Genomic DNA, 19939 nt, shown 5'->3' with positions numbered 1-19939 from the left:
GCGGGAGTTCGCGGGCCCACCAGGGAGCCGTTGCGGCGGCAATTCCGGAGCGCGGCCCCCACACAAGGTAAACTGCCCGCTGGTTTAAACATGGACCAGCGGGCATTTTTCTTGTCCTCGCCCGGCTGCCCACCCATTCACGACTTACCTGCCGCCTCACCCGCTGCCTGACCGATATGCGCCTGCCTCCCGATTCGCTTGCCTTCCAGATGCTTGGCGCCGCCGCCGCAGTTCGCGCCGTCAGCGAAGGCACCGCCTTGCCGCAGGCGATCGAGGACGCCGCCGCGCAGCTGCGCCTGGACCGCGTGCGCGATGCCGCCACGCGTGGCGCGCTGCAGGACATCGCTTACCGCACCATGCGCCAGTTCGGCACCGCGCGTGCGCTCGTGACCAGGCTGGTCACGCGCCCGCCCGGCGCGCAGGTGGACTCGCTGCTGGCGGTGGCGCTAGCGCTGCTGCTCGAGCAGGCACCGGGCCAGCGGCAAGACAAGGACAACCAGGACGCGGCACAGGGCGCGCCCGGCCGCGCCGGCTACAGCACCTTCACGGTGGTCGACCAGGCGGTCAGTGCAGCCGCGTCGGAACCCAAGACCGCGCACGCGCGCGGACTGGTCAACGCGGTACTGCGCCGTTTCCTGCGCGAGCGCAAGGCGCTGCTGGCAGAGGTCAACCGCGACGAACAGGCGCGCTGGAACCTGCCGCCGTGGTGGCTGCGCATGCTGCGCGAGGCGTACCCGGAGCAGTGGACCGATCTCGCCGCGAGCGTCAACGTGCGCCCGCCGATGACGCTGCGCGTCAATACCGCGCGGGTCAGCGTGAAGCAATACCAGACCGACCTCGCCAATGCCGGCCTCGCCGGCACCGTGGTCGGCCCGCAGGCCGTGCGCCTGGTACGCGCAGTGCCGGTGACGCAATTGCCGGGCTTCGCCGAAGGCGCGGTGTCGGTGCAGGACGCCGGCGCGCAACTGGCCGCGCCGCTGCTCGAGGTGGCCGACGGCATGCGCGTGCTCGATGCCTGCGCCGCGCCCGGCGGCAAGACCGGCCACCTGCTGGAGCTTGCCGACATCGACGTGACCGCGGTGGAAAGCGACCCGCAGCGCGCCACGCGCATCAATGAGAATCTCGCGCGCCTCGGCAAGCAGGCCCGCATCGTGGTAGGCGATGCCAGCCGGCCCGCCGACTGGTGGGACGGCCAGCCCTTCGACCGCATCCTGGCCGACGTGCCGTGCTCGGCATCCGGCATCGTACGGCGCCATCCCGATATCCGCTGGCTGCGCCGTGAAACCGATATCGCCAAGCTGATCACCGAGCAGCGCCGCATCGTGTCGCAGCTGTGGCCGCTGCTCAAGCCGGGCGGCATCCTGGTCTACGTCACGTGTTCTATTTTCCCAACGGAAGGCGAGGAGCAGGCGCGCTGGTTTGGTGCACAACTGGCAGATGCGATACGATTGCAGGCGCCGGGGCAACTGCTGCCCGGCACCCGTACGACAACGCCTCCGGCCGGCGAACAAGGTGAAAAGGACCCCGGCCACGCCAGCCTGCCATCGGATCACGATGGCTTCTTCTACGCCCGCTTCCAGAAACGCGCCTGATCTGATCCGATGCTGAGCACGCCGCGCCCGTCAGACTGCCGCGTTATCGTGGATTTCGCCACGGGAATGACGCAACTGCGGACGCAACTGCCGATGCACCTGCGGCCGCAACTGCGGTCGTATCTGCCGGCGTGCATGCGGGTGGTGCTGATGCTCGCGCTGGCGCTGCTGCTGTGGCTGCCGCCTGCTGCCAACGCGCAGGTGATCGAGGCCACCGAGGCTCGCATCGAATACCAGGACGGCGGTTTCGATCTGGCCGCGAGCTTCGAATTTGACCTGCCGCCCGCGCTGGAAGACGCCCTGCACAAGGGCATTTCCCTTTATTTCGTGATCGATTTCGAGCTGACGCGGCCGCGCTGGTACTGGTTCGACGACAAGCCGGTCAACACCAGCCGCAGCGTGCGCTTGTCCTACCAGCCGCTGACGCGGCAATACCGTATTTCCACCGGCGGCCTGCAGTTGCCGTTCTCGCGGCTGAAGAGCGCGCTGCAGTTTGTCCAGCGGGTACGCGGCTGGCGCGTGTTCGAGCGCAACGCGGTCAAGCCCGGCGAAAGCTATCACGCGCAGGTGCGCATGCGGCTGGACCTGTCGCAACTGCCCAAGCCGTTCCAGATCAATGCGGTCAATACGCGTGACTGGAACCTGGCTTCGGACTGGCGGCGCTTTATCTACACCGTACCGACGGACCTGAACGCGGTGCCAACGCCGGTGCCGGTGCCAGCGATTCCGGCGCCGCCGCCGGCCTCGCCGCCGCTGCCCGCTTCACCTGCCGCGCCAATGCCCATGCCTGCGCCCGCGTCTGCCCCGGGCGCACCCGCCGCCGCGGCGGACCCGCGCAACACCGTGTTCGTGCAGGCGGTATCGACCGCGCTATCGACCGCGCTGCTGGCGCAGCCGCCGCTGCCCGCCTCCAGCCAGCCATGAACACTTCCCTGTGGGACAGCCGTTTCCGGCGCGTGCTGTATCGCGTCGTGGCAGGCATCATCGTGTTCCTGGCGCTGGTGCTGGTCGGCCTGCTGGCTGGGGCGTCGGCCAATACGGAATTCTTCGATCGCTATTTCACGCTGCTGTTCAAGGTGAACCTGGTGATCGGCGCGCTGCTGGTGCTGACCATCGGCGCGCTCGCGGTGACGCTGTGGCTGCGCTATCGCCGCGGCAAGTTCGGCACGCGGCTGATGACCAAGCTCGCGGTGTTCTTCGGCGTGGTGGGCGTGTTGCCGGGCGTGCTGATCTACCTGGTGTCGCTGCAGTTCGTTTCGCGCAGCATCGAGTCCTGGTTCGACGTGCGCGTGGAGACCGCGCTCGAAGCCGGCCTCAATCTGGGCCGCTCCACCATCGACAGCGCGCTGGCCGACCTGCAGGGCAAGTCGCGGCTGATGGCCGAGCAGCTTGCCGGTTCGTCGGGCGTGTCCACGTCGCTGCAACTGAGCCGGCTGCGCGAGCAGTATGGCGTGCAGGAGGCGGCAATCTTCACCGGCAGCGGCCGCGTGCTGGCGACCGCATCGAGCAACTACGCTGCGCTGGTGCCCGACCTGCCTTCGGGCGTACTGGCCGAGCAGGCGCGGCTGGCGGGCGGCTACGCCGCGGTCGAAGGCGGCACCGATCCGGCACAGGACGGCCAGAGCGCTGAACGCGCCGACGGCAGCCCCCTGTACCGGCTGCGCGTGATCATCCCGCTGGGCGCGGCGCCTACCACCGCGCAGGAGCAGATGGCCGCGAGCACGCCGCGCGCGACACCGCGCTCGCGCTGGGCCGGGTCGGGCCTGTCGGTGGAACGCCGTCCTGAGGAATCGCCGTCGAGCGGCTTCGGCCTGGTCGGCGAGACCGTGCGCGAGGAGCGCTACCTGCAGGTGCTGCACCCGGTGCCGGCGGTACTCGCGCGCAATGCCGACGAAGTGCAGCGCGCCTACCAGGAATATCAGGAGAAAGCGCTGGGCCGCACTGGCCTGCGCAAGATGTATATCGGGACGCTGACGCTGACGCTGTTCCTCGCGGTCTTTATCGCGGTGATGCTGGCCCTGCTGCTCGGCGGCCAGCTGGCGCGGCCGCTGCTGATGCTGTTGCAGGGGACCAAGGAAGTGGCCGAGGGCGACCTGTCGCCCAAGCGCGAACTGAAGAGCCGCGATGAGCTTGGCATGCTGACGCAGCAGTTCAACCAGATGACGCGGCAGCTAGCCGAGGCGCGCCTGGCGGTCGAAGAAAACCGCGCGGCGCTGGAGCAGTCCAAGGCCTACCTTGAAAGCGTGCTGCAGAACCTGACCGCGGGCGTGCTGGTATTCGACCGGCGCTTCGTGCTGATCACCGCCAACCCCGGCGCCGAGCGCATCTTCCGCCAGCCGTTCGGCGCCGTGCTCGGACTGCCGGTGGAACAGATCCCGGGGATGGGCCCGTTCGGCGAGATCGTGCGCCAGGCGTTCTCGGACCAGAACACCAGCGAGGTGCTGGGCGGCGCCGAGCATTGGCAGAAGCAGATCGAGCTGCCGCAGGGCCACGGCAGCATGGACGAACAGCCGCTGACTCTGCTGGTGCGCGGCGCGCGGCTGCCCGGTGGCGAGCGGGACGAGCCCGGCTACGTCATCGTCTTCGACGATATTTCCGATGTGATTTCCGCTCAACGCTCGGTAGCCTGGGGCGAAGTGGCCCGACGCCTCGCGCACGAGATCAAGAACCCGCTGACGCCGATCCAGCTGTCGGCCGAGCGGCTGCAGATGAAGCTCTCGCCCAAGCTGGCAGGCACCGATGTCGACGTGCTCAAGCGCGGCGCTGCCACCATCGTCAACCAGGTGGCGGCGATGAAGCGCATGGTCGACGATTTCCGCGACTACGCGCGCACGCCGCCCGCGGTGCTGCACCCGCTGCAGCTCAACAGCCTGGTGTCAGAGGTGCTGCATCTGTATGGCATCGACGATCCCGCGTTGCACGAGCATCCGGTGATCCATCCGGCGCTGGGCACTGCGCTGCCCGAGATCAAGGGCGATCCTACGCAGCTGCGGCAGGTCATCCACAACCTGCTGCAAAACGCGCAGGATGCGGCCGCCGAGAACGTCGCGGCGGGTAGGGCGGCGCCCCATATCACTCTGAACACCGAGACTGTAGAATACAAAGATTCTGCCGGCGAAAACCGGCAGGCCGTCAAGCTCACCATTGCGGACAATGGTCCCGGCTTTGCACCACGGATCCTGAGCCGTGCGTTCGAGCCCTATGTGACCACCAAAGCCAAGGGCACGGGTCTCGGGCTTGCGATGGTAAAGAAGATCATTGACGAACACGGTGCGCGCATCGAGCTGCGCAATCGCATGGAAGGTGCGGAGGTCGTCGGTGCACAGATCTCGATCCTGTTCGTTAAACTGGCATAGTCAACTTTTGGCGATCCGGTCCCGGAACGCTGCGGTGGGGTTAAGAGGGGAAGTATGGCAACCATCCTCGTAGTCGATGACGAAATGGGAATCCGGGAGCTGCTCTCGGAGATCCTCAGCGACGAAGGCCACGTGGTCGAACTCGCGGAGAACGCGCAGCAGGCGCGCGAATACCGCGCGGCCGGCACGCCGGATCTCGTGCTGCTCGATATCTGGATGCCCGATACCGATGGCGTCAGCCTGCTCAAGGAATGGTCCGCGCAGGGCCAGCTGACCATGCCCGTCATCATGATGTCGGGCCATGCCACCATCGACACCGCGGTCGAGGCCACCAAGATCGGCGCGCTGAATTTCCTGGAAAAGCCGATCGCGCTGCAGAAGCTGCTGTCCGCGGTAGAGCAGGGCCTGGCACGCGGCATCGAACGCCCGCGCAGCGCTCCCACCACCACTGCCGCGCCGGCAAGCGTCCCTTCGGCCGATTCCGCCAGCACCGCTGCCGCACCGGAAGCCGCAACCGAGACTGCCACCAACGGCAGCCCCGCGCGCGTGCCCGAGGCCGAGATGCAGTTCTCGTTCGACATGCCGCTGCGCGAAGCGCGTGACCTGTTCGAGCGCGCCTATTTCGAGTACCACCTGCTGCGCGAACACGGCAGCATGACCCGCGTGGCTGAAAAGACAGGGCTGGAGCGTACCCACCTCTACCGCAAGCTCAAGCAGCTCGGCGTCGAACTGGGCCGCAACAAGCCTGAGCCGGCCGAGCAGTGAGCCAGTGATGCAGATGTCGCTTGACGGCGGCTAAAACAACGGTTATAGTTTCGCTTCTTTGGCCCGGTAGCTCAGTCGGTAGAGCAGAGGATTGAAAATCCTTGTGTCGGCGGTTCGATTCCGTCCCAGGCCACCAGAATAAGAAAGCCCGGCTCTTGCAGCCGGGCTTTTTGCTTTGGGAAGCCGTGTCGATTGTTCGTCTGAATCATTCGTCCGGCGCGCTGATACAAGGCCAATGTCTTTGCCGGTAACACAACACCCAATCCAGAAGTAAATATCTTCTACTTGGCACCCGTTATAGGTATCTCTAGGATTGCCTGACGCCCTGCCACCTGGCAGCGCGTCGCGCGCCGGCGAACCGCACTCGGCTGCAGAATAATGCGGTACCCGGCCCAGTGGAGTCCTTTCTACCGGGGGCCAGATGGATACGTTGATCGGGACGGGCGGCGAGCGCGGCCTGTGGAAGAGCACCATGGCCGCGGCGAGCCAGGCGCTGGGCGCGGCCGGCAAGGTGCAGCAGGCGGTGACGCAGACGCTGAAACTGCAGCGCAAGATCCGCGAGTTGCGCGACGCGTTGCACCAGGCCGAGGCGGAGCGCGACGTCTATCGCGAACTCCATGCCCGCACCGTCGATGAACTGCACCAGGCGGTGGACCGCAGTCCGGCCGAGATGCGTCGGCTGCGTGCCGAGGCCGAGGCCATGCAGGTGCGCCATCGCGCCTACAAACTGCTGGTGCAGCACTACATCCGACTGGGTACGCCGATTGATCCGGCGGTCTTCGCCGAACAGCGCAGCCGCGTGCAGCAGCACATCCTGTTCCAGCGCCGCAAGGGCATCCCGGTGTCGCAGATCGGCGTCGACGATATCGCGTTCCTATTGCGCTGAAGCGAACTCAGGTCGACCACTCCGATAGATCTGCTTCGCCCGCATGCAGACCGTCGTCGCTGACGACGCGGTTGCGCCCGTGCGTCTTGGCATCGTAGAGGCGCCGGTCGGCAATGGCGAGCAGCGCGTCTAGCGCGAGCGGGGCATCGGCCGGCGATTCGGCCACGCCGATCGAGATCGTGAAGCGGATCACGCGCTCGGGGCCCGCGGCTCCCGCGTCTCCGGTATGGAGCGCGGGATCGGTCTCGGGCTCGGCTTCCGGCTCGGCCGCCACCGCGCAGCCGGCGATCGCCTCGCGCAGGCGCTCCGCGATCCGCACCGCATCGGCCAGGCCGGTCTGCGGCAACATCACGGCGAACTCTTCGCCGCCAAGGCGCGCGGGCAGATCGAACCCGCGCAGCGTGCCGCGCAGGGCCTGCGCCAGCGCGCCCAGCACGCGGTCGCCGCTGGCGTGGCCCCAGCGGTCGTTGACCTTCTTGAAGAAGTCGATATCGATCATCAGCAGCGACAGTGCGGTACCGCCGCGCTGCTGCCGCCTGGCCTCGCGCCCGAAGCTGGCGCGGAAATGCCTGCGGTTGGACAGGCCAGTAAGGGGGTCCTGCTGCGCTAGTTCCTGCAGCTTCTCGCCCAGCGCAAGGTAGTGGTCGAACAGCTGCGTGACCACGCGCATCGTGACCCACAGCAGCAGCGGCAACAGCAGCCAGACGATCAGCAGGGGTCCGCTCAATCGCCTGAACATCGCCGGTGCCAGCGCAGACAGCGGCAGCACGTCGACCACCAGCCACGGGCTTTGCCCGGCGCGCTGGAAGAACAGCAGGTCGCCGTTGTGGCTGAGCATGCCGGCGCCCCGTGCGAACAGTTCCGACACGCCATGACCGGACCAGTCTCCCGGCACGGCCTCGGGCCATTTCTGCAGGCTGGAGAACCCGCTGCCGGATGACGACACCACGTCGCCGTGCACATTGACCATGTAGTGCACCGTGCCCGGCACGCTGGCGGCACCGAGCAGCTCGTGCAGGCGCTGCTGCGCGACGTCGACGGCGATCACGCCGCGGAACTGGCTGCCGGCATAGACCGGGATGCTGATCGTGGTCAGCACGCGCGCGCCCTCGAATTCGGTATATAGCGGCGCCCAATGCATCGTGCGGGTCGGATTCTGCGCCGGCATGTGGCCGCGGTAGTAGTCCATGCTGTCGAATCGCCGCATTAGCCGGACAGCCCTGGCAGGATCCTGCGGCGGATAGATGGCAAAGAAGCCATTGGACGAGATAAACAGCGCATTGCCCTGGATCAGGTCGCCGCGCAGCCCCAGCCCGAGCAGCTGGCTCAGCGTGCGGCCGACCATCAGGTCGGACTTCAGGTCGGCGTCGCGACGGGCAAAGCCTGGCAGGCCGGCAAGGCTGCTCGGACTGACGCCGATCAATGGCGCATCGCCACGCGGCAGCGGCAACTGCCAGACCTCGTCATTGCGGGCGGCATAGGCGCGCTCGATATCGGCATCGGCCGTGCCGACATTGGCGTACAGCGCCAACAGGTGCTCGGAGAAGTCGCGCAGGAAGAACAGGCGGCGGCGTTCGGCGGACAGGATCGCGTCGACGGCCAGCGCGCGCAGCACCAACGCATGCTGGCGCTCGCCGATGACGCGCTCGCGCACCAGGTACAGCTCGCGCGCGGCGACCACCAGCGTGATCACGAACACCGCGCCGAAGCAAGCCAGCACGACCCGTTGCGGGCGCATGACGGCAAGGCGGGGCAGCCAGCGCGGCTGCGGCAGCAAACGTCGCCACATGGGGCGGGCTCCTGTCGGTGCGGTCACGGGTCGTGGCCTGACCTGGCTTGCGGCGAGCAGGCGCGCGATGTCGATGTGCTGGCCGTGCAGACTGGCTTAGTGTAGACGAGAGCCAGTCCGCGGTGTCGATTCGATACCCGGCGTCAGCACACAACAAAGCCGCCGCGCATTGACGCTGCGGGGCGCCGGCGGAACACTGTCGCGTCCGCGCGGGACCTGGCGCCGCGCACGGAAATCCCCGCTGAATGCCACCGTATGAGGGCGTCGTCTCAGGCGACGTTGCCGATCTTGCCGCTGCAAATTTTCCCAGTCCGTCCCGCACTCATGGCCGCTGCCTCGCGCTCGCCTGCCGGCCGCTGCGCTGGCATCGGAGCGCAGCGATGAGTACGCGCGCCCGCCGCCTGGTGGCAGAGGGACTGGGCACGGCGCTGCTGGTGGCGATCGTGATCGGTTCGGGCATCCGTGCCGAGCGCCTTGCCGCCGGCGATACCGCGCTGGCACTGCTGGCCAATTCGCTGGCCACCGGCGCCGGGCTGGTGGCGCTGCTGGTCTCGCTGGGTCCGGTGTCGGGCGGGCATTTCAACCCGGTGGTGAGCCTGTCCGCGCTGGTGCAGGGCACGCTGCCGCCGCGCGATGCGCTGCGCTACGTGGCGGTGCAGCTGGCCGGCGCCGTGTGCGGCGTGATGGCCGCGCATGCGATGTTCGGCGAACCGGCGCTGGCGTGGTCTGGCCAGGCGCGTACCGGCGCGTCGATGTGGTGGAGCGAATGCGTGGCGACCTTCGGGCTGGTCGGCGTCGGCATCGGCACGCTGCGCAGCCGGCCGCAGCTGGTGCCGTTCGTGGTGGCGGGCTATATCACGGCGGGCTACTGGTTCACGTCGTCGACGTCGTTCGCGAATCCGGCGCTCACCATTGCCTGCGCGCTGACCGATACCTTCACCGGGATCCGGCCGGTCGATGTGCCGGGCTTCGTGCTGGCGCAGCTCGGCGGCGGACTGGCGGCGACACTGGTGTTCCACTGGCTGTGCCGCAAGCCGGCACCCGCGGGGGGCGCGGCACCTGCGTCAAATCCTGCAAGGGCCGACAGCGCAACCACCGCCGCTTCCACGCGGCGCAGCTGGCAGGCGGGTGCTACCAGCGCCGATTGAGCTGCACGCCGAAGATCGAACCGCTGGCCTGCGAGGCCCACGCGTCGGCCGGCGCGGTATAGCCGATGCCGTCCACGTCGCTGGCGCGGCTGTAGGTATAGAACGCGCGCAGGTTGGCGTTGCCGGCCGACTTGCCCAGCGTCAGCGTGGGCGCCACCGTCAGCGCGGTGCGCTGGCCGCTGACGCCAAAGCCCGACGAAATCTGGTCGTGCGATACCTCGAAATTCAGGCGGAACTGGTCGCTTGCCACATAGGCGGGGCGTACGCGCGTGGTGGTCCACTGCAGCGTGCCGACCGGCGACCGGTCGAACTGCAGGCTCTGTTCCACCGCGCCGCCCAGTCCCGAGCGGCCCTTCCATTCGATCGATTCCGCCACGCGCATGCGCGACAGCGACGGCCCCATGCCGGTGTAGCCGGTCATGGCATTGCGCGACCCTGAGCCGAACTGCATGCCCAGGCGATTGGTGCCGTACAGCACGCCTTTCTGCTCGTGCAGCGCCGAAGCCCACCATGCGCCGCCGGTGTCTTGCAGCATGGGCTGGGCTTCGACGCGGGTGAAGCCCAGCTGCACCGAGCCCTTGTCATTGGTCGGGATGGGCGCGGTGCGCAGCGAGTGGTAGCTCGGCAGGTTCTGGCCGTTCTGGTCCGCGCGCGCGGTGTACTGGTAGTTCAGGCCGATGTCGCCGATCACCTTGGCGTTGTCGACGCCGAAGCGCATCGCCGTGGAATTGGGCGGCAGCAGGCCGGACGACATCAGGAACGGCGCATTGTCGCGCCGGCCGGCCCACATGGTGGCGCCGTCCAGCACCGCCAGGCCGCTGACGGCGGTATAGAACTGCGGCACCAGCGCGTAGGGATCGACTGCGGCGGGGCGGCCGTTGACGGTGGTGGCGTCGGTTCCGCGCGCCTGGGCGATCAGCATCACCTGCGCACCGCCATCGAGGTCGAGCACCGACTCGCGGAATTTCACTTCGCCGGCGCTGCGGCAGGCCAGACCGCTGCCGATGCCCGTGGACAGCGCGCCGCCGGGACAGGCGCGCATGGTCGCGGGGCGGTCTTCGACGGCGGCGCGGCCGCTGTAGCCCAGGCGCCACACCGAGTCGCCAGCGGGATCGTCGGCGGGAAGTTGCGAGCGCAGCACAGGCGGCGCTTCGGAAGGCGACTCGGCAGGCGCTGGCGCCGTGGTGGCATCGCCAGCGGCCTCCGCAGAGGCCTCGGCTCTTGCCGGGGGCGGCGCGGCCGGCGGATCCGCCTGGAATTCGCCCAGGCGTGGCGGGAACAGCACGAGCGGCGGCGGTGCCGGCGCCGTGGGCTCCGGCGGTCCTGCGAAAGCGGGATCCGCAGCGCCGGTGGTGGCGACGGTCGCCGGGGCGCCGCCTTCGGACTGCGCGGCTGCCGGTGAAATCCCAGCCGACGCTGCGGGCCCTGCAGCGGGGATGATCACGCTGGAAGCCGGGGGCGCATCGCCAGCGATCAGCGCCGCCAGCGGATCGTCCTGGGCAGCGGTGGCTGCCGGCGCGGCCTCCGCGGCGACTTGCGCGACTTGCGCCGCAGGCGCGGCCAGCACCACTGGCGGCACCGCCGGCCGCTGCGCAATGCGCGGGGGCTGCGTGCCGTCGTCCGGGGCGGCAGCCAATGGGGCGACCGTTTGCGCGCACGCCGCCAGGCCCCAGGCCGCCAGCACGGCAAAGCCGATGCGGCGCAGGGGCACGCCACCATGCCCGGCGACAGCGCGCAGGCAGGGCGGTTCGGCGGCAAGCCGGCAGGAGGAGGTCAGCAAGGCGGACGGCACGGCAGACAACAAGGCAAACGACGATTCCAGCGGGCTGATCACTCGGCTGGAGCAAACAAAACCCGCCGAAGGCGGGGACTGTTTTTTATCAGCCGGTCCATTTGACCGCAAGCCGGGTTACAAAATCCATCACAGTGTTGCCCGTCTCACAATGCGAAAATCACACGCTGCCTGTCGCAATCGACTAGCGAAAACCCGCATTGGCGCGATGCTCCGTGCCGAAAGGGCCACCGCTATAATCGGCTGGCTTGTCTTTCGGGTAAGACAGCCCTCGCCGCGCGACGCAAGTCCCGGCCGTGCAGGGCACGCCGCCGTGCCCGTTCGCAACAGGCACAGCGTGCGCAGGCCGCCTATCGACACGATCGCCGGCGGCATGTGCGTCACGGTCTGGCGCTGGCACCAAGCGAGCCGCGCTTGCATCCGAACCAAAATCTATAAGAGGAGAAGTAGAGATGGAACGTCGTTCCTTTCTGTTGAAGGCGTCGGCCGTGGCCGCCACCGGGGCACTGGCCGCGTGCGGCAAGGGGGAAGAGAAGGCAGCGCCTGCCGCCGCCAGCGGTCCGGCGGCACCGGCCGTGGTCGGCAGCAACCCGGCCGTGGAATGGCGCCTGGCATCGAGCTTCCCCAAGTCGCTCGACACCATTTTCGGCGCCTCGGAGCTGCTGTCGACGCGCGTGAAGGAACTGACCGACGGCAAGTTCAACATCAAGGTCTTCGCGGCAGGCGAGATCGTGCCGGGCCTGCAGGTGCTGGATTCGGTGCAGAACAACACCGTGCAGATCGGCCACACCGCCGGCTATTACTACTTCGGCAAGAACCCGACGCTGTGCTTCGACACCACCGTGCCGTTCGGCCTGACCGCGCGCCAGCAGAACGCCTGGATGCTGCAGGGCAACGGCATGAAGCTGATGCGCGAGTTCTTCAAGGAATACAACGTTGTCAACTTCCTGGGCGGCAATACCAACGCGCAGATGGGCGGCTGGTTCCGCAAGGAAATCAAGACCGTGGCCGACCTGCAGGGCCTGAAGTACCGTATCGCCGGTTTCGCCGGCGTGGTGCTGTCGCGGCTGGGCGTGGTGCCTCAGCAGATCGCCGGCGGCGACATCTACCCCGCGCTGGAAAAGGGCACCATCGACGCGGCCGAATGGGTCGGCCCGTACGATGACGAGAAGCTGGGGTTCTACAAGGTGGCGCCGTACTACTACTACCCGGGCTGGTGGGAAGGCAGCGCGCAGCTGTCGTTCTACGCCTCGGCAAGCGAGTTCGAGAAGCTGCCGGCGCTGTACAAGCGCGCGCTGGAAACGGCGACCATCGAGGCGCATACCAGCATGATGGCCAAGTACGACACGGTCAACCCGCAGGCGCTGGCGCGCCTGCTGGAAAACGGCGTCAAGCTGCGTCCGTTCTCCAAGGAGATCATGGAAGCGTGCTTCAAGGCGACCCAGGAAGCCTATGCCGACGAGACCGCCAAGAACCCGTCGTTCAAGAAGATCTACGACGACTGGCGCGTGTTCCGCAACAACGAGGCGGCGTGGTTCAACGTGGCCGAGCAGGCTTACTCGCAGTTCAGCTTCGCGCGCAAGCTCTAAGCACATTCCGGCCGGTGCCGGGCACAAACCCCATGCCTGTCCGCGGGCATGGGGTTTTTTGTTGCCCGGCGAGCTTTCCCCGGCGCCGGTAGAATCGCCGGCATCGACCGGAATTCCCTATGCAAATCGGCATCCTTTACGCGCTCCTGGCTTATGTCATCTGGGGGCTGCTCCCGCTCTATATCAAGTCACTGCCCGGCATTGCGCCAACCGAGATCCTGCTGCACCGGATGGTTTGGTCGCTGGTGTTCCTGGGGCTGATCCTGGCCTGGCGGCGCCAGTGGGCCTGGCTCGGGCAGTTGAGGGACCGGCGCCTGCTGCTGTCGTTCGGCGCCAGCGCGGCGCTGCTGTGCGCCAACTGGTTCCTCTATATCTGGGCGGTGTCGGCGAACCGCGTGGTCGATGCCAGCCTGGGCTACTTCATCAATCCGCTGTTCAGCGTGCTGCTGGGGGTGGTCTTCCTGCACGAGCGGCTGCGCCCGGTGCAATGGCTGTCGATTGCGGTGGCCACGGCCGGCGTGGCGTGGCTGACGATGGCGGCTGGCCAGTTGCCCTGGATCGCACTGGGGCTGGCGGCCAGCTTCGGCGGCTATGGGCTGTTGCGCAAGACGGGAGCGCTGGGCGCGCTCGAAGGACTGTCGCTGGAGACGCTGCTGCTGTTTCCCTTTGCCGCGGCGATGCTGGCCTACCTGTTCACCGCGGGGCAGGACGGCTTCACCCACGCAGCACCTGGTACGCAATTGCTGCTGCTGATGGCCGGGCCGGTGACGGCGGTGCCGCTGCTGTTCTTCGCCGCCGGCGCGCGGCGCATCCCGCTGTCGCTGCTGGGCCTGCTGCAATACACCGGGCCGACGTTGCAGCTGCTGCTGGGCGTGTGGCTGTGGCATGAACCGTTTCCCGCGCAGAAGCAGGTTGGCTACGCGCTCATCTGGATTTCGCTGGCGCTGTATGCGGTGGAAGGGTTGTGGGTGAATAGTCGGCAAAAGGCCGATCCCATCCAGGCGACAAATGAATCTATTTAAAATAATGAATCGCCCATTCCTCACGTAGATAAATTTGCTGTCCGGCCATGTCCGCGCCGCCTGATGCCACGCCCCCGGTCCAGCGCAAGATCATCCATTGCGACTGCGATTGCTTCTACGCCTCGGTCGAGATGCGCGACGACCCGTCGCTGCGCGGCCGGCCGATGGCCGTGGGCGGCTCGCCCGACCGGCGCGGGGTGATCGCCACCTGCAACTACGAAGCGCGGGCGTTCGGCGTGCGCTCGGCCATGGCGTCGGCGCAGGCAATCAAGCGCTGCCCGGATCTGCTGATCCTGCGACCGGCCATGGACAAATATCGCGAGGTGTCGCGCCAGATCTTTGCGATCTATCGCGAATACACCGAGCTGGTCGAACCGCTGTCGCTGGACGAAGCCTATCTCGACGTCAGCCTCTGCACGCGCCATGCCGGCAGCGCCACCCGCATTGCCGAAGAAATCCGCGAGCGCGTGCGCGACCAGGTCGGCGTGACCGTTTCGGCCGGCGTGGGGCCCAGCAAATTTGTCGCCAAGATCGCCAGCGACTGGAACAAGCCCGACGGGCTGTTCGTGGTCCGCCCGGCGGCGGTCGATGCCTTTGTCGCCGCGCTGCCGGTCGATCGCATCCACGGGGTCGGCAAGGTCACCGCGGCCAAGCTGCGGCGGCTGGGCGCGGAAACCTGCGCCGACCTGCGACCGTGGTCGCCGGACCGGCTGCACCGCGAATTCGGCGCGTTCGGGACGCGGCTCTACAAGCTGTGCCGCGGCGTGGACGAGCGCGAGGTGACGCCCGAGCGGGAACGCAAGTCGATCAGCGTGGAAGAGACCTATGCCGACGACCTGCCCGACCTGCAGGCATGCCTGGCCGAACTGGAATCGCTGATCGCCATGCTCGAGGCGCGCATTGCCCGCGCGCAGGCGCACGGCACCATTGACAAGCTGACGGTCAAGCTGCGCTTCTCGGACTTCCGCCAGACCACGGTGGAATGTCGCGGCCATGCGCCCGACCGCACGGTCTATGCGCGCCTGCTGGCAGAAGGCCACGCCCGGCGCGGGCTGCCGGTGCGGTTGCTGGGGGTAGGGGTGGCGACCAGCGACCGGGATCAGTCGCAGCTCGAACTGTTCGACCAGCGCCAGGATTATTCACGTGAATAATCGGGAGGCGAAATTTTTCCATCGAATGATTATTCAAGCTGATTGAATCGGTGCCTATTGCAGGTTGCTCCGCATTACCAGCACCCACGGCATATGCGAGTTGGTCACGCCGTCGATCCGCCCCGAAACGCCCAGTTCGATTTCCTCCATCGATACCGATTGCTGGACATTGCCGCCGATGGCACGCACCACCCGCGCTGCCGGATCGACGGCCACCACGATGTCGCAATGCATCGGCGTGGTGCCGAAGCCGATCTCGGCCACATCCTCGAGGTAGCGGTCGCGTCCACGCCCAGAACAGACGATGTCGCCCGGGCGGGGCATGGCCGGTACCGGTTCGATGCGGAAGGCGGGATGGGCAAGGATGCCGTCGCGTGCATCGACCACGTACATCGAATGTGACTGGCCGGTCAGGAACTGCTGCTCGTCCAGCCCGGCCTTGCGCAACACCCAGGAGATAAACACCGCCGACCACGCCCACGCGCCTTGTGTGACCTGCCGGCAGCTGGGGGTTTCGCCGACGATGCCCCAGTAGCGCCGGGCCAGCGTGCAGCCCAGCGGCGTGGCCTCCATGCCGGTGCCGTCCGGGAAGGTCATGCAATCGGCGCGAGGCCACTTGACGTTATTGCTGTCGGTGTCGGCGCTGGTGCCGCTGGCGGGCGCTCCGGTATCGGCCTTGTCGTCGGGTTGCACCTCCGGCGGTTCAGGCAGGGCCGGGGGTAATTCTGGCGCCGGCACCGGGCTGTAGGTGACGCAGGCGCTGTCGTCGCGGCCGAGGCGAACCACCTGCCCGCCCCAGCGCGACCATTCCTGCGTGGCGATCTCGACGATGCGCTCGCGCGGCGTGGCGCCGGGCGTGGTGACGGGCCGCTCGTTGTCGGGCAGCGGGCGTGCCTGCGGACGCGCGGGTTCGCTGACCGTGGTGCAGGCGCTCAGCAGCGCCAGTGCCGCGGCGGCGCAAATGGCTTGTGGAGAAACCTGTGGAATCCGCTGTGGAAAGCGCTGTGCATAACGCTGTGTAGATCTGCGGCGCAATGGACGGGCGAACATGGAAGCCCCACATGGCTCGGCGCCCTGTCCGGCCTGGCAGCGGCCCTGCATCGGCCTTGGCTGGACGCCTGTTGGAAGACCTGGCGCGCAACCGCTTCGGCAACGGCTTCAGCGATGCGGCGGATACTGCAGAAATCGTCGATCCCTGCTGTGGATAACGTCCCCCGCCTGGCGCTCACCTGCGCCCTGGTCGAAGCTTGCGGCCGGCGGCGGCATGGCGGGGTCAAACAAACACGGGCCGTGCAATGCAGCCCGTCAGGCTCACTGGTTGACAGCGTCCTTGAACTTCTGGCCGGCCTTGAACTTCACGGTCTTGGCGGCTTCCACCTTGATTTCTTCACCGGTACGCGGGTTGCGCGCCATGCGCTCGCCACGCTCGCCCTTGCTGAACGTGCCAAAGCCGATGAGGCTGAGCGTATCGCCCTTGGCCACGGCGTCCATGATGGCCGACAGGGTCACGTTCAGTGCCTGTTCTGCCTTGGCCTTGGTGAGACCGTCCACACCGGCTGCGATAGCGTCGATCAGTTCGGTTTTCGTCATGCTTCACTCCGTATCGAGTTGATAAAACACAGGCGTGCCGGTCGGCAGCAGCCAGGCTGGCGCCGCCCCGGCAAAGACGCCGCGGGCCACATGATACCGTGTCGGACAAGGCGCACCGGGAACAGATTGTTACCTGCAGGGTTGCGCCAGGCCGCATCAGGCCGTGGCTGGCGGCAAATCGACGCGTCGGCAGGGCAGGTTCTGAGCGCCGCCGTTGTGGCGCAAACGCCTCGCATCGAGCGCAGGGGCTGCCACATGGGGCTGCACTGGCAGGCAGCAATACCGCCAGGTAGATAGCCCCCCTAAAGGGCGTTACATGGCCATAGAGCGCTGCAGAGGCGTTTACAGCCCCTCTGCGATGGCGACGGGGCCTGGGGAAGCCGTCAGTACGTAAACGCGCCTGCACGCGCTCAGAAGCCCCACCGCTCAACTGCACTATGTTGCATGCGGGTTGGGCACTGTGGTCTCACGTCTGAGAGGTGTATTCAGCTGATGCATGCCCGAGTCCGCGTCGTGTCGTTCAACCGCGCGTATACGGCAACCCCGGTCACGGGGTATACGTGCCGGACGCCTGCCGCTGCCCTGGGTCTGTCTTTCGGTTTACATCTTTCTTTCATGTATACAGATAGTGGTAGTAGGTAAACAGCGCCCCTGCCTGTGGAAAACCACGTAAACGTCTTTGCCGTCAATGGTTTACGTAAACGAGAAGTGGTCGTATCCAGTGTTGGTCTCAGTGGATGAGTCAGCCTTCCGGATGAGGTCTCGCGGTAAACACCTCCGACTTATGCCCGAGGCATCCCCATGCGAGCCCCAGGCAGCCCACATCGAATCCGCGTGCTTTTCCACAGAAGGAGGCGTGTTTATCCACATGCGCGAGGCCTGCGTGACCAGGTCGCGAGTGGGTCGTATACGTCCCAGGCGCGGGTGCGCGCCGTTAACCCGGGGTCACGTATACGTGCCGCGGCCACGCCGGTATCATGCCGATCGCGCCGGAACGGCCGGCACAGGCAAGCGACACGCACGGGAAGTCAAATGGCGGACAAGGCAAAGCAGAAGGCAGCGGGCAAGAAGACAGCGAGCGACCGGATCGAGGTGCGCCAGTCGGGCGTGCACGGCAAGGGCGTATACGCGATCGCCCCGATCGCTGAAGGCGAGCGCGTGATCGAGTACAAGGGCGAGCACATCTCGTGGAAGAAGGCGCTGGAGCGCCACCCGCACGATCCCAGCGATCCCAACCACACCTTCTACTTCAGCCTGGACGACGGCAGCGTCATCGACGCCAAGTTCGGCGGCAACCGCGCGCGCTGGATCAACCACGCCTGCGAGCCCAACTGCGAGGCGCGCGAAAAGAAGGGCCGCGTCTATATCCACGCGCTGCGCGATATCGCCCAGGGCGAAGAGCTGTTCTATGACTACGGGCTGGTGATCGAGGCGCGCTATACGGCCAAGCTGAAGAAGGAATTCGAGTGCCGCTGCGGCAGCCCGCAGTGCCGCGGCACCATGCTGGCGCCGAAAGACAAGAAAAAGAAGAAGTAAGGCGGGAGGCGCTTCAGCCGGCCATCCCTGCCGGCTCGCACGGGATCCGGATCACAAAGCGCATGACCGGCCGGCGCTCCGGCTTGTCCTCGGTCCCCCGCGGGCTGGCCGGCTGCTGCGGCACATCCTCGATATGGATGGTGCCCTGGTGCAGGGTGACAATCTCGTGCACGATGGCCAGCCCCAGGCCGGCACCGCCACTCTGCGCCGCGCGGTCGCCGCGGAAGAAGCGCTTGAATACCTCTTCGCGCCGCTGCGGCGGGATGCCGGGCCCGTTGTCTTCGATCATCACCACCGCCATGCCGCGGTGACCCATGGCCTCGCCGCCTGCGCGCACCGTGATGCGGCCGCCGGCCGGAACGTACTTCACCGCATTGTCGATCAGGTTGGACAGTGCCTCGCGCATCAGCAGGCGGTTCCCGCGCACGACCGCGGGCGTGCTGCCGGTGAAGGTTGGCCCGGGCAGGATCTCGAAACCCAGGTCGATGCGTCGCGCGAGCGCCTGGGGCACCCATTCGGCGCCGATCTCGAAGGCAAGCTCCGCCAGGTCGAAGTGCTCCACCGGCCCCAGCCGCTCCAGCGACAGACCAGGCTCTGCGCGCGCCAGCGACAGCAGCTGGTTCGACAGACGCACCGCGCGGTCGGCGGCGGTCTGGACTTCGCGCAGGGCATGCCGGGCGACATCCGGCGAATCGGCTTCCATGGCGCGGTCGGCATGCAGCTTGACCGCGGTCAGCGGCGTGCGCAGCTGGTGCGCGGCATCGGCGATGAACTTGCGCTGCGCATCGAGGGCGTCGCGCAGCCGCGCCAGCAGCGCGTTCAGGCCGCGGATCAGCGGTGCCACCTCGGCCGGCACCTGGGTTTCGTCCAGCGCCGCCAGCGAGCGCGCGGTCTGGCGGTTGAGCTTGTCGGCCAGGATCTGCAGCGGCACCAGCTCTTCCTTGAGCACGTGCGACAGGATCAGGCTGCCGACCAGCAGCAGCAAGATCAGCGGCACCGATACCGACAGCAGGATCTCGTTGGCGGCGGTCTCGCGCCGGTCCAGCAGCTCGGCCACCTCGACCACGATGGGCCCGCGCGCGGGCTTGCCGGCCTCGCTGGTGCCGAGCTCGTCCACCGCGGCGCTGGGCAGCATCACCGGCAGCCGTACCGCGCGTACCTGGCGCCCGCTGAACCAGGCGTAGAACAGCCGGGCATCGTGCAGCGTGGTCTGGCCGGTGCCGTAGCCGAGCCACGTGTCCATGCCGCCGATCAGGCCATCGGGCCCGTGGATGCGCCAGTAGATGCGGTCGGTGCCCTCGGCCTCGACCAGCGTCTGCGCGATCATCGGAATGTCCTGCTCCAGCCGCGGGCCGGCGATGCGGATCTGCTGGGCGATGTTGTTGGCCACGCCATACAGCGCCCGGTCGAACACCTGCGTGGTGTAGTGCGCCGCCAGCCAGTAGGACAGCGAGCCGCTGGTCAGCACCAGCGCGAACAGCGGCGTCGCCAGTGCGCGCAGCAGGTGTACGCGCAGGCTGATATTGGAGCCGGGACGGGCGGCCTGACGCGCCGATGCGGGCGCGGCGCCGGCGGGGTCAGCCGCGGCGGAAGCGGGGCGCACGTTCCGCGTTGCGATGCGCGAAGCGGTGCGCCAGGAAACTCGGGTGGAGGTGCGGGAGCGGGGCCACATTGCCAGTTGGGCCGGAATCAGGGCCAGAAACCGGGCCGGGGATCAGGGCCG

Annotated in this window: 15 protein-coding genes and 1 tRNA gene; 11 read left to right on the top strand and 5 right to left on the bottom strand. The window is 67.4% G+C overall.

The genetic code is table 11. The features are described 5' to 3' along the window. Positions 1 to 176 precede the first annotated feature (176 nt). From rsmB to J8I82_RS18580, 6 genes are all read left to right on the top strand, one after another. Positions 177 to 1592, top strand: coding sequence for a 16S rRNA (cytosine(967)-C(5))-methyltransferase RsmB (rsmB, locus tag J8I82_RS18605; RefSeq protein WP_209760097.1), 1416 nt, complete (start codon positions 177 to 179; stop codon positions 1590 to 1592). 9 nt (positions 1593 to 1601) lie between these two features. Further along, entirely contained in the window at positions 1602 to 2516 is a 915-nt protein-coding gene (locus tag J8I82_RS18600; protein WP_209760095.1) for a DUF4390 domain-containing protein, read from the top strand. After that, positions 2513 to 4948: a sensor histidine kinase gene (locus J8I82_RS18595; RefSeq protein ID WP_209760093.1), complete on the top strand. Its 2436-nt coding sequence runs from the start codon at positions 2513 to 2515 to the stop codon at positions 4946 to 4948. Before J8I82_RS18600 ends, J8I82_RS18595 begins: the two co-directional genes overlap by 4 nt. A gap of 54 nt (positions 4949 to 5002) precedes the next feature. After that, positions 5003 to 5713, top strand: a complete 711-nt coding sequence (locus J8I82_RS18590; protein ID WP_209760091.1) for a response regulator — start codon at positions 5003 to 5005, stop codon at positions 5711 to 5713. 60 nt (positions 5714 to 5773) lie between these two features. After that, positions 5774 to 5849 (top strand) — tRNA-Phe (locus J8I82_RS18585). Positions 5850 to 6134: 285 nt separating this feature from the next. Then, a complete protein-coding gene (locus J8I82_RS18580) occupies positions 6135 to 6599 on the top strand; it encodes a hypothetical protein (RefSeq protein WP_209760089.1) in 465 nt (154 codons plus the stop codon). Positions 6600 to 6606: 7 nt separating this feature from the next. Here the strand turns inward: J8I82_RS18580 and J8I82_RS18575 are convergent, their stop codons facing one another. Then, positions 6607 to 8388: a diguanylate cyclase gene (locus J8I82_RS18575; RefSeq protein WP_209760087.1), complete on the bottom strand. Its 1782-nt coding sequence runs from the start codon at positions 8386 to 8388 to the stop codon at positions 6607 to 6609. 380 nt (positions 8389 to 8768) lie between these two features. Here J8I82_RS18575 and J8I82_RS18570 point away from each other — a divergent pair, with 380 nt between their 5' ends. Further along, positions 8769 to 9536 carry an aquaporin gene (locus J8I82_RS18570; protein ID WP_209760085.1) on the top strand — a complete coding sequence of 256 codons (768 nt, stop codon included), beginning with the start codon at positions 8769 to 8771 and terminating at the stop codon, positions 9534 to 9536. Here the strand turns inward: J8I82_RS18570 and J8I82_RS18565 are convergent. After that, complete coding sequence (locus J8I82_RS18565) at positions 9520 to 11247, bottom strand: carbohydrate porin (RefSeq protein WP_209760382.1); 1728 nt, start codon at positions 11245 to 11247, stop codon at positions 9520 to 9522. The genes J8I82_RS18570 and J8I82_RS18565 overlap by 17 nt on opposite strands. A 533-nt stretch (positions 11248 to 11780) precedes the next feature. Between J8I82_RS18565 and J8I82_RS18560 the strand changes: the two genes are divergently transcribed. The 3 genes from J8I82_RS18560 to dinB all read left to right on the top strand — a co-directional run bounded on the left by J8I82_RS18560 (position 11781) and on the right by dinB (position 15090). Further along, entirely contained in the window at positions 11781 to 12917 is a 1137-nt protein-coding gene (locus J8I82_RS18560) for a TRAP transporter substrate-binding protein (RefSeq protein ID WP_209760083.1), read from the top strand. 119 nt (positions 12918 to 13036) lie between these two features. Further along, complete coding sequence (gene rarD, locus J8I82_RS18555) at positions 13037 to 13939, top strand: EamA family transporter RarD (RefSeq protein ID WP_209760081.1); 903 nt, start codon at positions 13037 to 13039, stop codon at positions 13937 to 13939. Positions 13940 to 13986: 47 nt separating this feature from the next. Then, on the top strand, positions 13987 to 15090 hold the full coding sequence (gene dinB, locus J8I82_RS18550) for a DNA polymerase IV (protein WP_209760079.1): 1104 nt from the start codon (positions 13987 to 13989) through the stop codon (positions 15088 to 15090). A 54-nt stretch (positions 15091 to 15144) separates the two neighbouring features. On the opposite strand, the gene J8I82_RS18545 is transcribed toward dinB, so the two are convergent. After that, positions 15145 to 16140, bottom strand: a complete 996-nt coding sequence (locus J8I82_RS18545) for a DUF2272 domain-containing protein (protein ID WP_209760077.1) — start codon at positions 16138 to 16140, stop codon at positions 15145 to 15147. 261 nt (positions 16141 to 16401) lie between these two features. After that, a complete protein-coding gene (locus J8I82_RS18540; protein WP_012354324.1) occupies positions 16402 to 16680 on the bottom strand; it encodes an HU family DNA-binding protein in 279 nt (92 codons plus the stop codon). Between the two features lie 1032 nt (positions 16681 to 17712). Here J8I82_RS18540 and J8I82_RS18535 point away from each other — a divergent pair. Further along, positions 17713 to 18216 carry an SET domain-containing protein gene (locus tag J8I82_RS18535; protein WP_209760075.1) on the top strand — a complete coding sequence of 168 codons (504 nt, stop codon included), beginning with the start codon at positions 17713 to 17715 and terminating at the stop codon, positions 18214 to 18216. Positions 18217 to 18229: 13 nt separating this feature from the next. Here the strand turns inward: J8I82_RS18535 and J8I82_RS18530 are convergent, their stop codons facing one another. Further along, complete coding sequence (locus J8I82_RS18530; protein WP_209760074.1) at positions 18230 to 19888, bottom strand: sensor histidine kinase; 1659 nt, start codon at positions 19886 to 19888, stop codon at positions 18230 to 18232. Between the last annotated feature and the right edge of the window lie 51 nt (positions 19889 to 19939).

This window comes from Cupriavidus consociatus (assembly GCF_017814975.1).
Classification (GTDB): Bacteria; Pseudomonadota; Gammaproteobacteria; order Burkholderiales; family Burkholderiaceae; genus Cupriavidus; species Cupriavidus consociatus.
Note: the sequence above shows the minus strand (reverse complement) of the source record. Positions and strands in the feature narration are given on the sequence as shown.

Excerpts from the sequence above, each read along its gene's own strand:
- rsmB (WP_209760097.1), top strand. The coding sequence starts at position 177 with ATGCGCCTGCCTCCCGATTCGCTTGCCTTCCAGATGCTTGGCGCCGCC.
- J8I82_RS18600 (WP_209760095.1), top strand. The coding sequence starts at position 1,602 with ATGCTGAGCACGCCGCGCCCGTCAGACTGCCGCGTTATCGTGGATTTC.
- J8I82_RS18595 (WP_209760093.1), top strand. The coding sequence starts at position 2,513 with ATGAACACTTCCCTGTGGGACAGCCGTTTCCGGCGCGTGCTGTATCGC.
- J8I82_RS18590 (WP_209760091.1), top strand. The coding sequence starts at position 5,003 with ATGGCAACCATCCTCGTAGTCGATGACGAAATGGGAATCCGGGAGCTG.
- J8I82_RS18580 (WP_209760089.1), top strand. The coding sequence starts at position 6,135 with ATGGATACGTTGATCGGGACGGGCGGCGAGCGCGGCCTGTGGAAGAGC.
- J8I82_RS18575 (WP_209760087.1), bottom strand. The coding sequence starts at position 8,388 with ATGTGGCGACGTTTGCTGCCGCAGCCGCGCTGGCTGCCCCGCCTTGCC.
- J8I82_RS18570 (WP_209760085.1), top strand. The coding sequence starts at position 8,769 with ATGAGTACGCGCGCCCGCCGCCTGGTGGCAGAGGGACTGGGCACGGCG.
- J8I82_RS18560 (WP_209760083.1), top strand. The coding sequence starts at position 11,781 with ATGGAACGTCGTTCCTTTCTGTTGAAGGCGTCGGCCGTGGCCGCCACC.
- rarD (WP_209760081.1), top strand. The coding sequence starts at position 13,037 with ATGCAAATCGGCATCCTTTACGCGCTCCTGGCTTATGTCATCTGGGGG.
- dinB (WP_209760079.1), top strand. The coding sequence starts at position 13,987 with ATGTCCGCGCCGCCTGATGCCACGCCCCCGGTCCAGCGCAAGATCATC.
- J8I82_RS18545 (WP_209760077.1), bottom strand. The coding sequence starts at position 16,140 with ATGTTCGCCCGTCCATTGCGCCGCAGATCTACACAGCGTTATGCACAG.
- J8I82_RS18540 (WP_012354324.1), bottom strand. The coding sequence starts at position 16,680 with ATGACGAAAACCGAACTGATCGACGCTATCGCAGCCGGTGTGGACGGT.
- J8I82_RS18535 (WP_209760075.1), top strand. The coding sequence starts at position 17,713 with ATGGCGGACAAGGCAAAGCAGAAGGCAGCGGGCAAGAAGACAGCGAGC.
- J8I82_RS18530 (WP_209760074.1), bottom strand. The coding sequence starts at position 19,888 with ATGTGGCCCCGCTCCCGCACCTCCACCCGAGTTTCCTGGCGCACCGCT.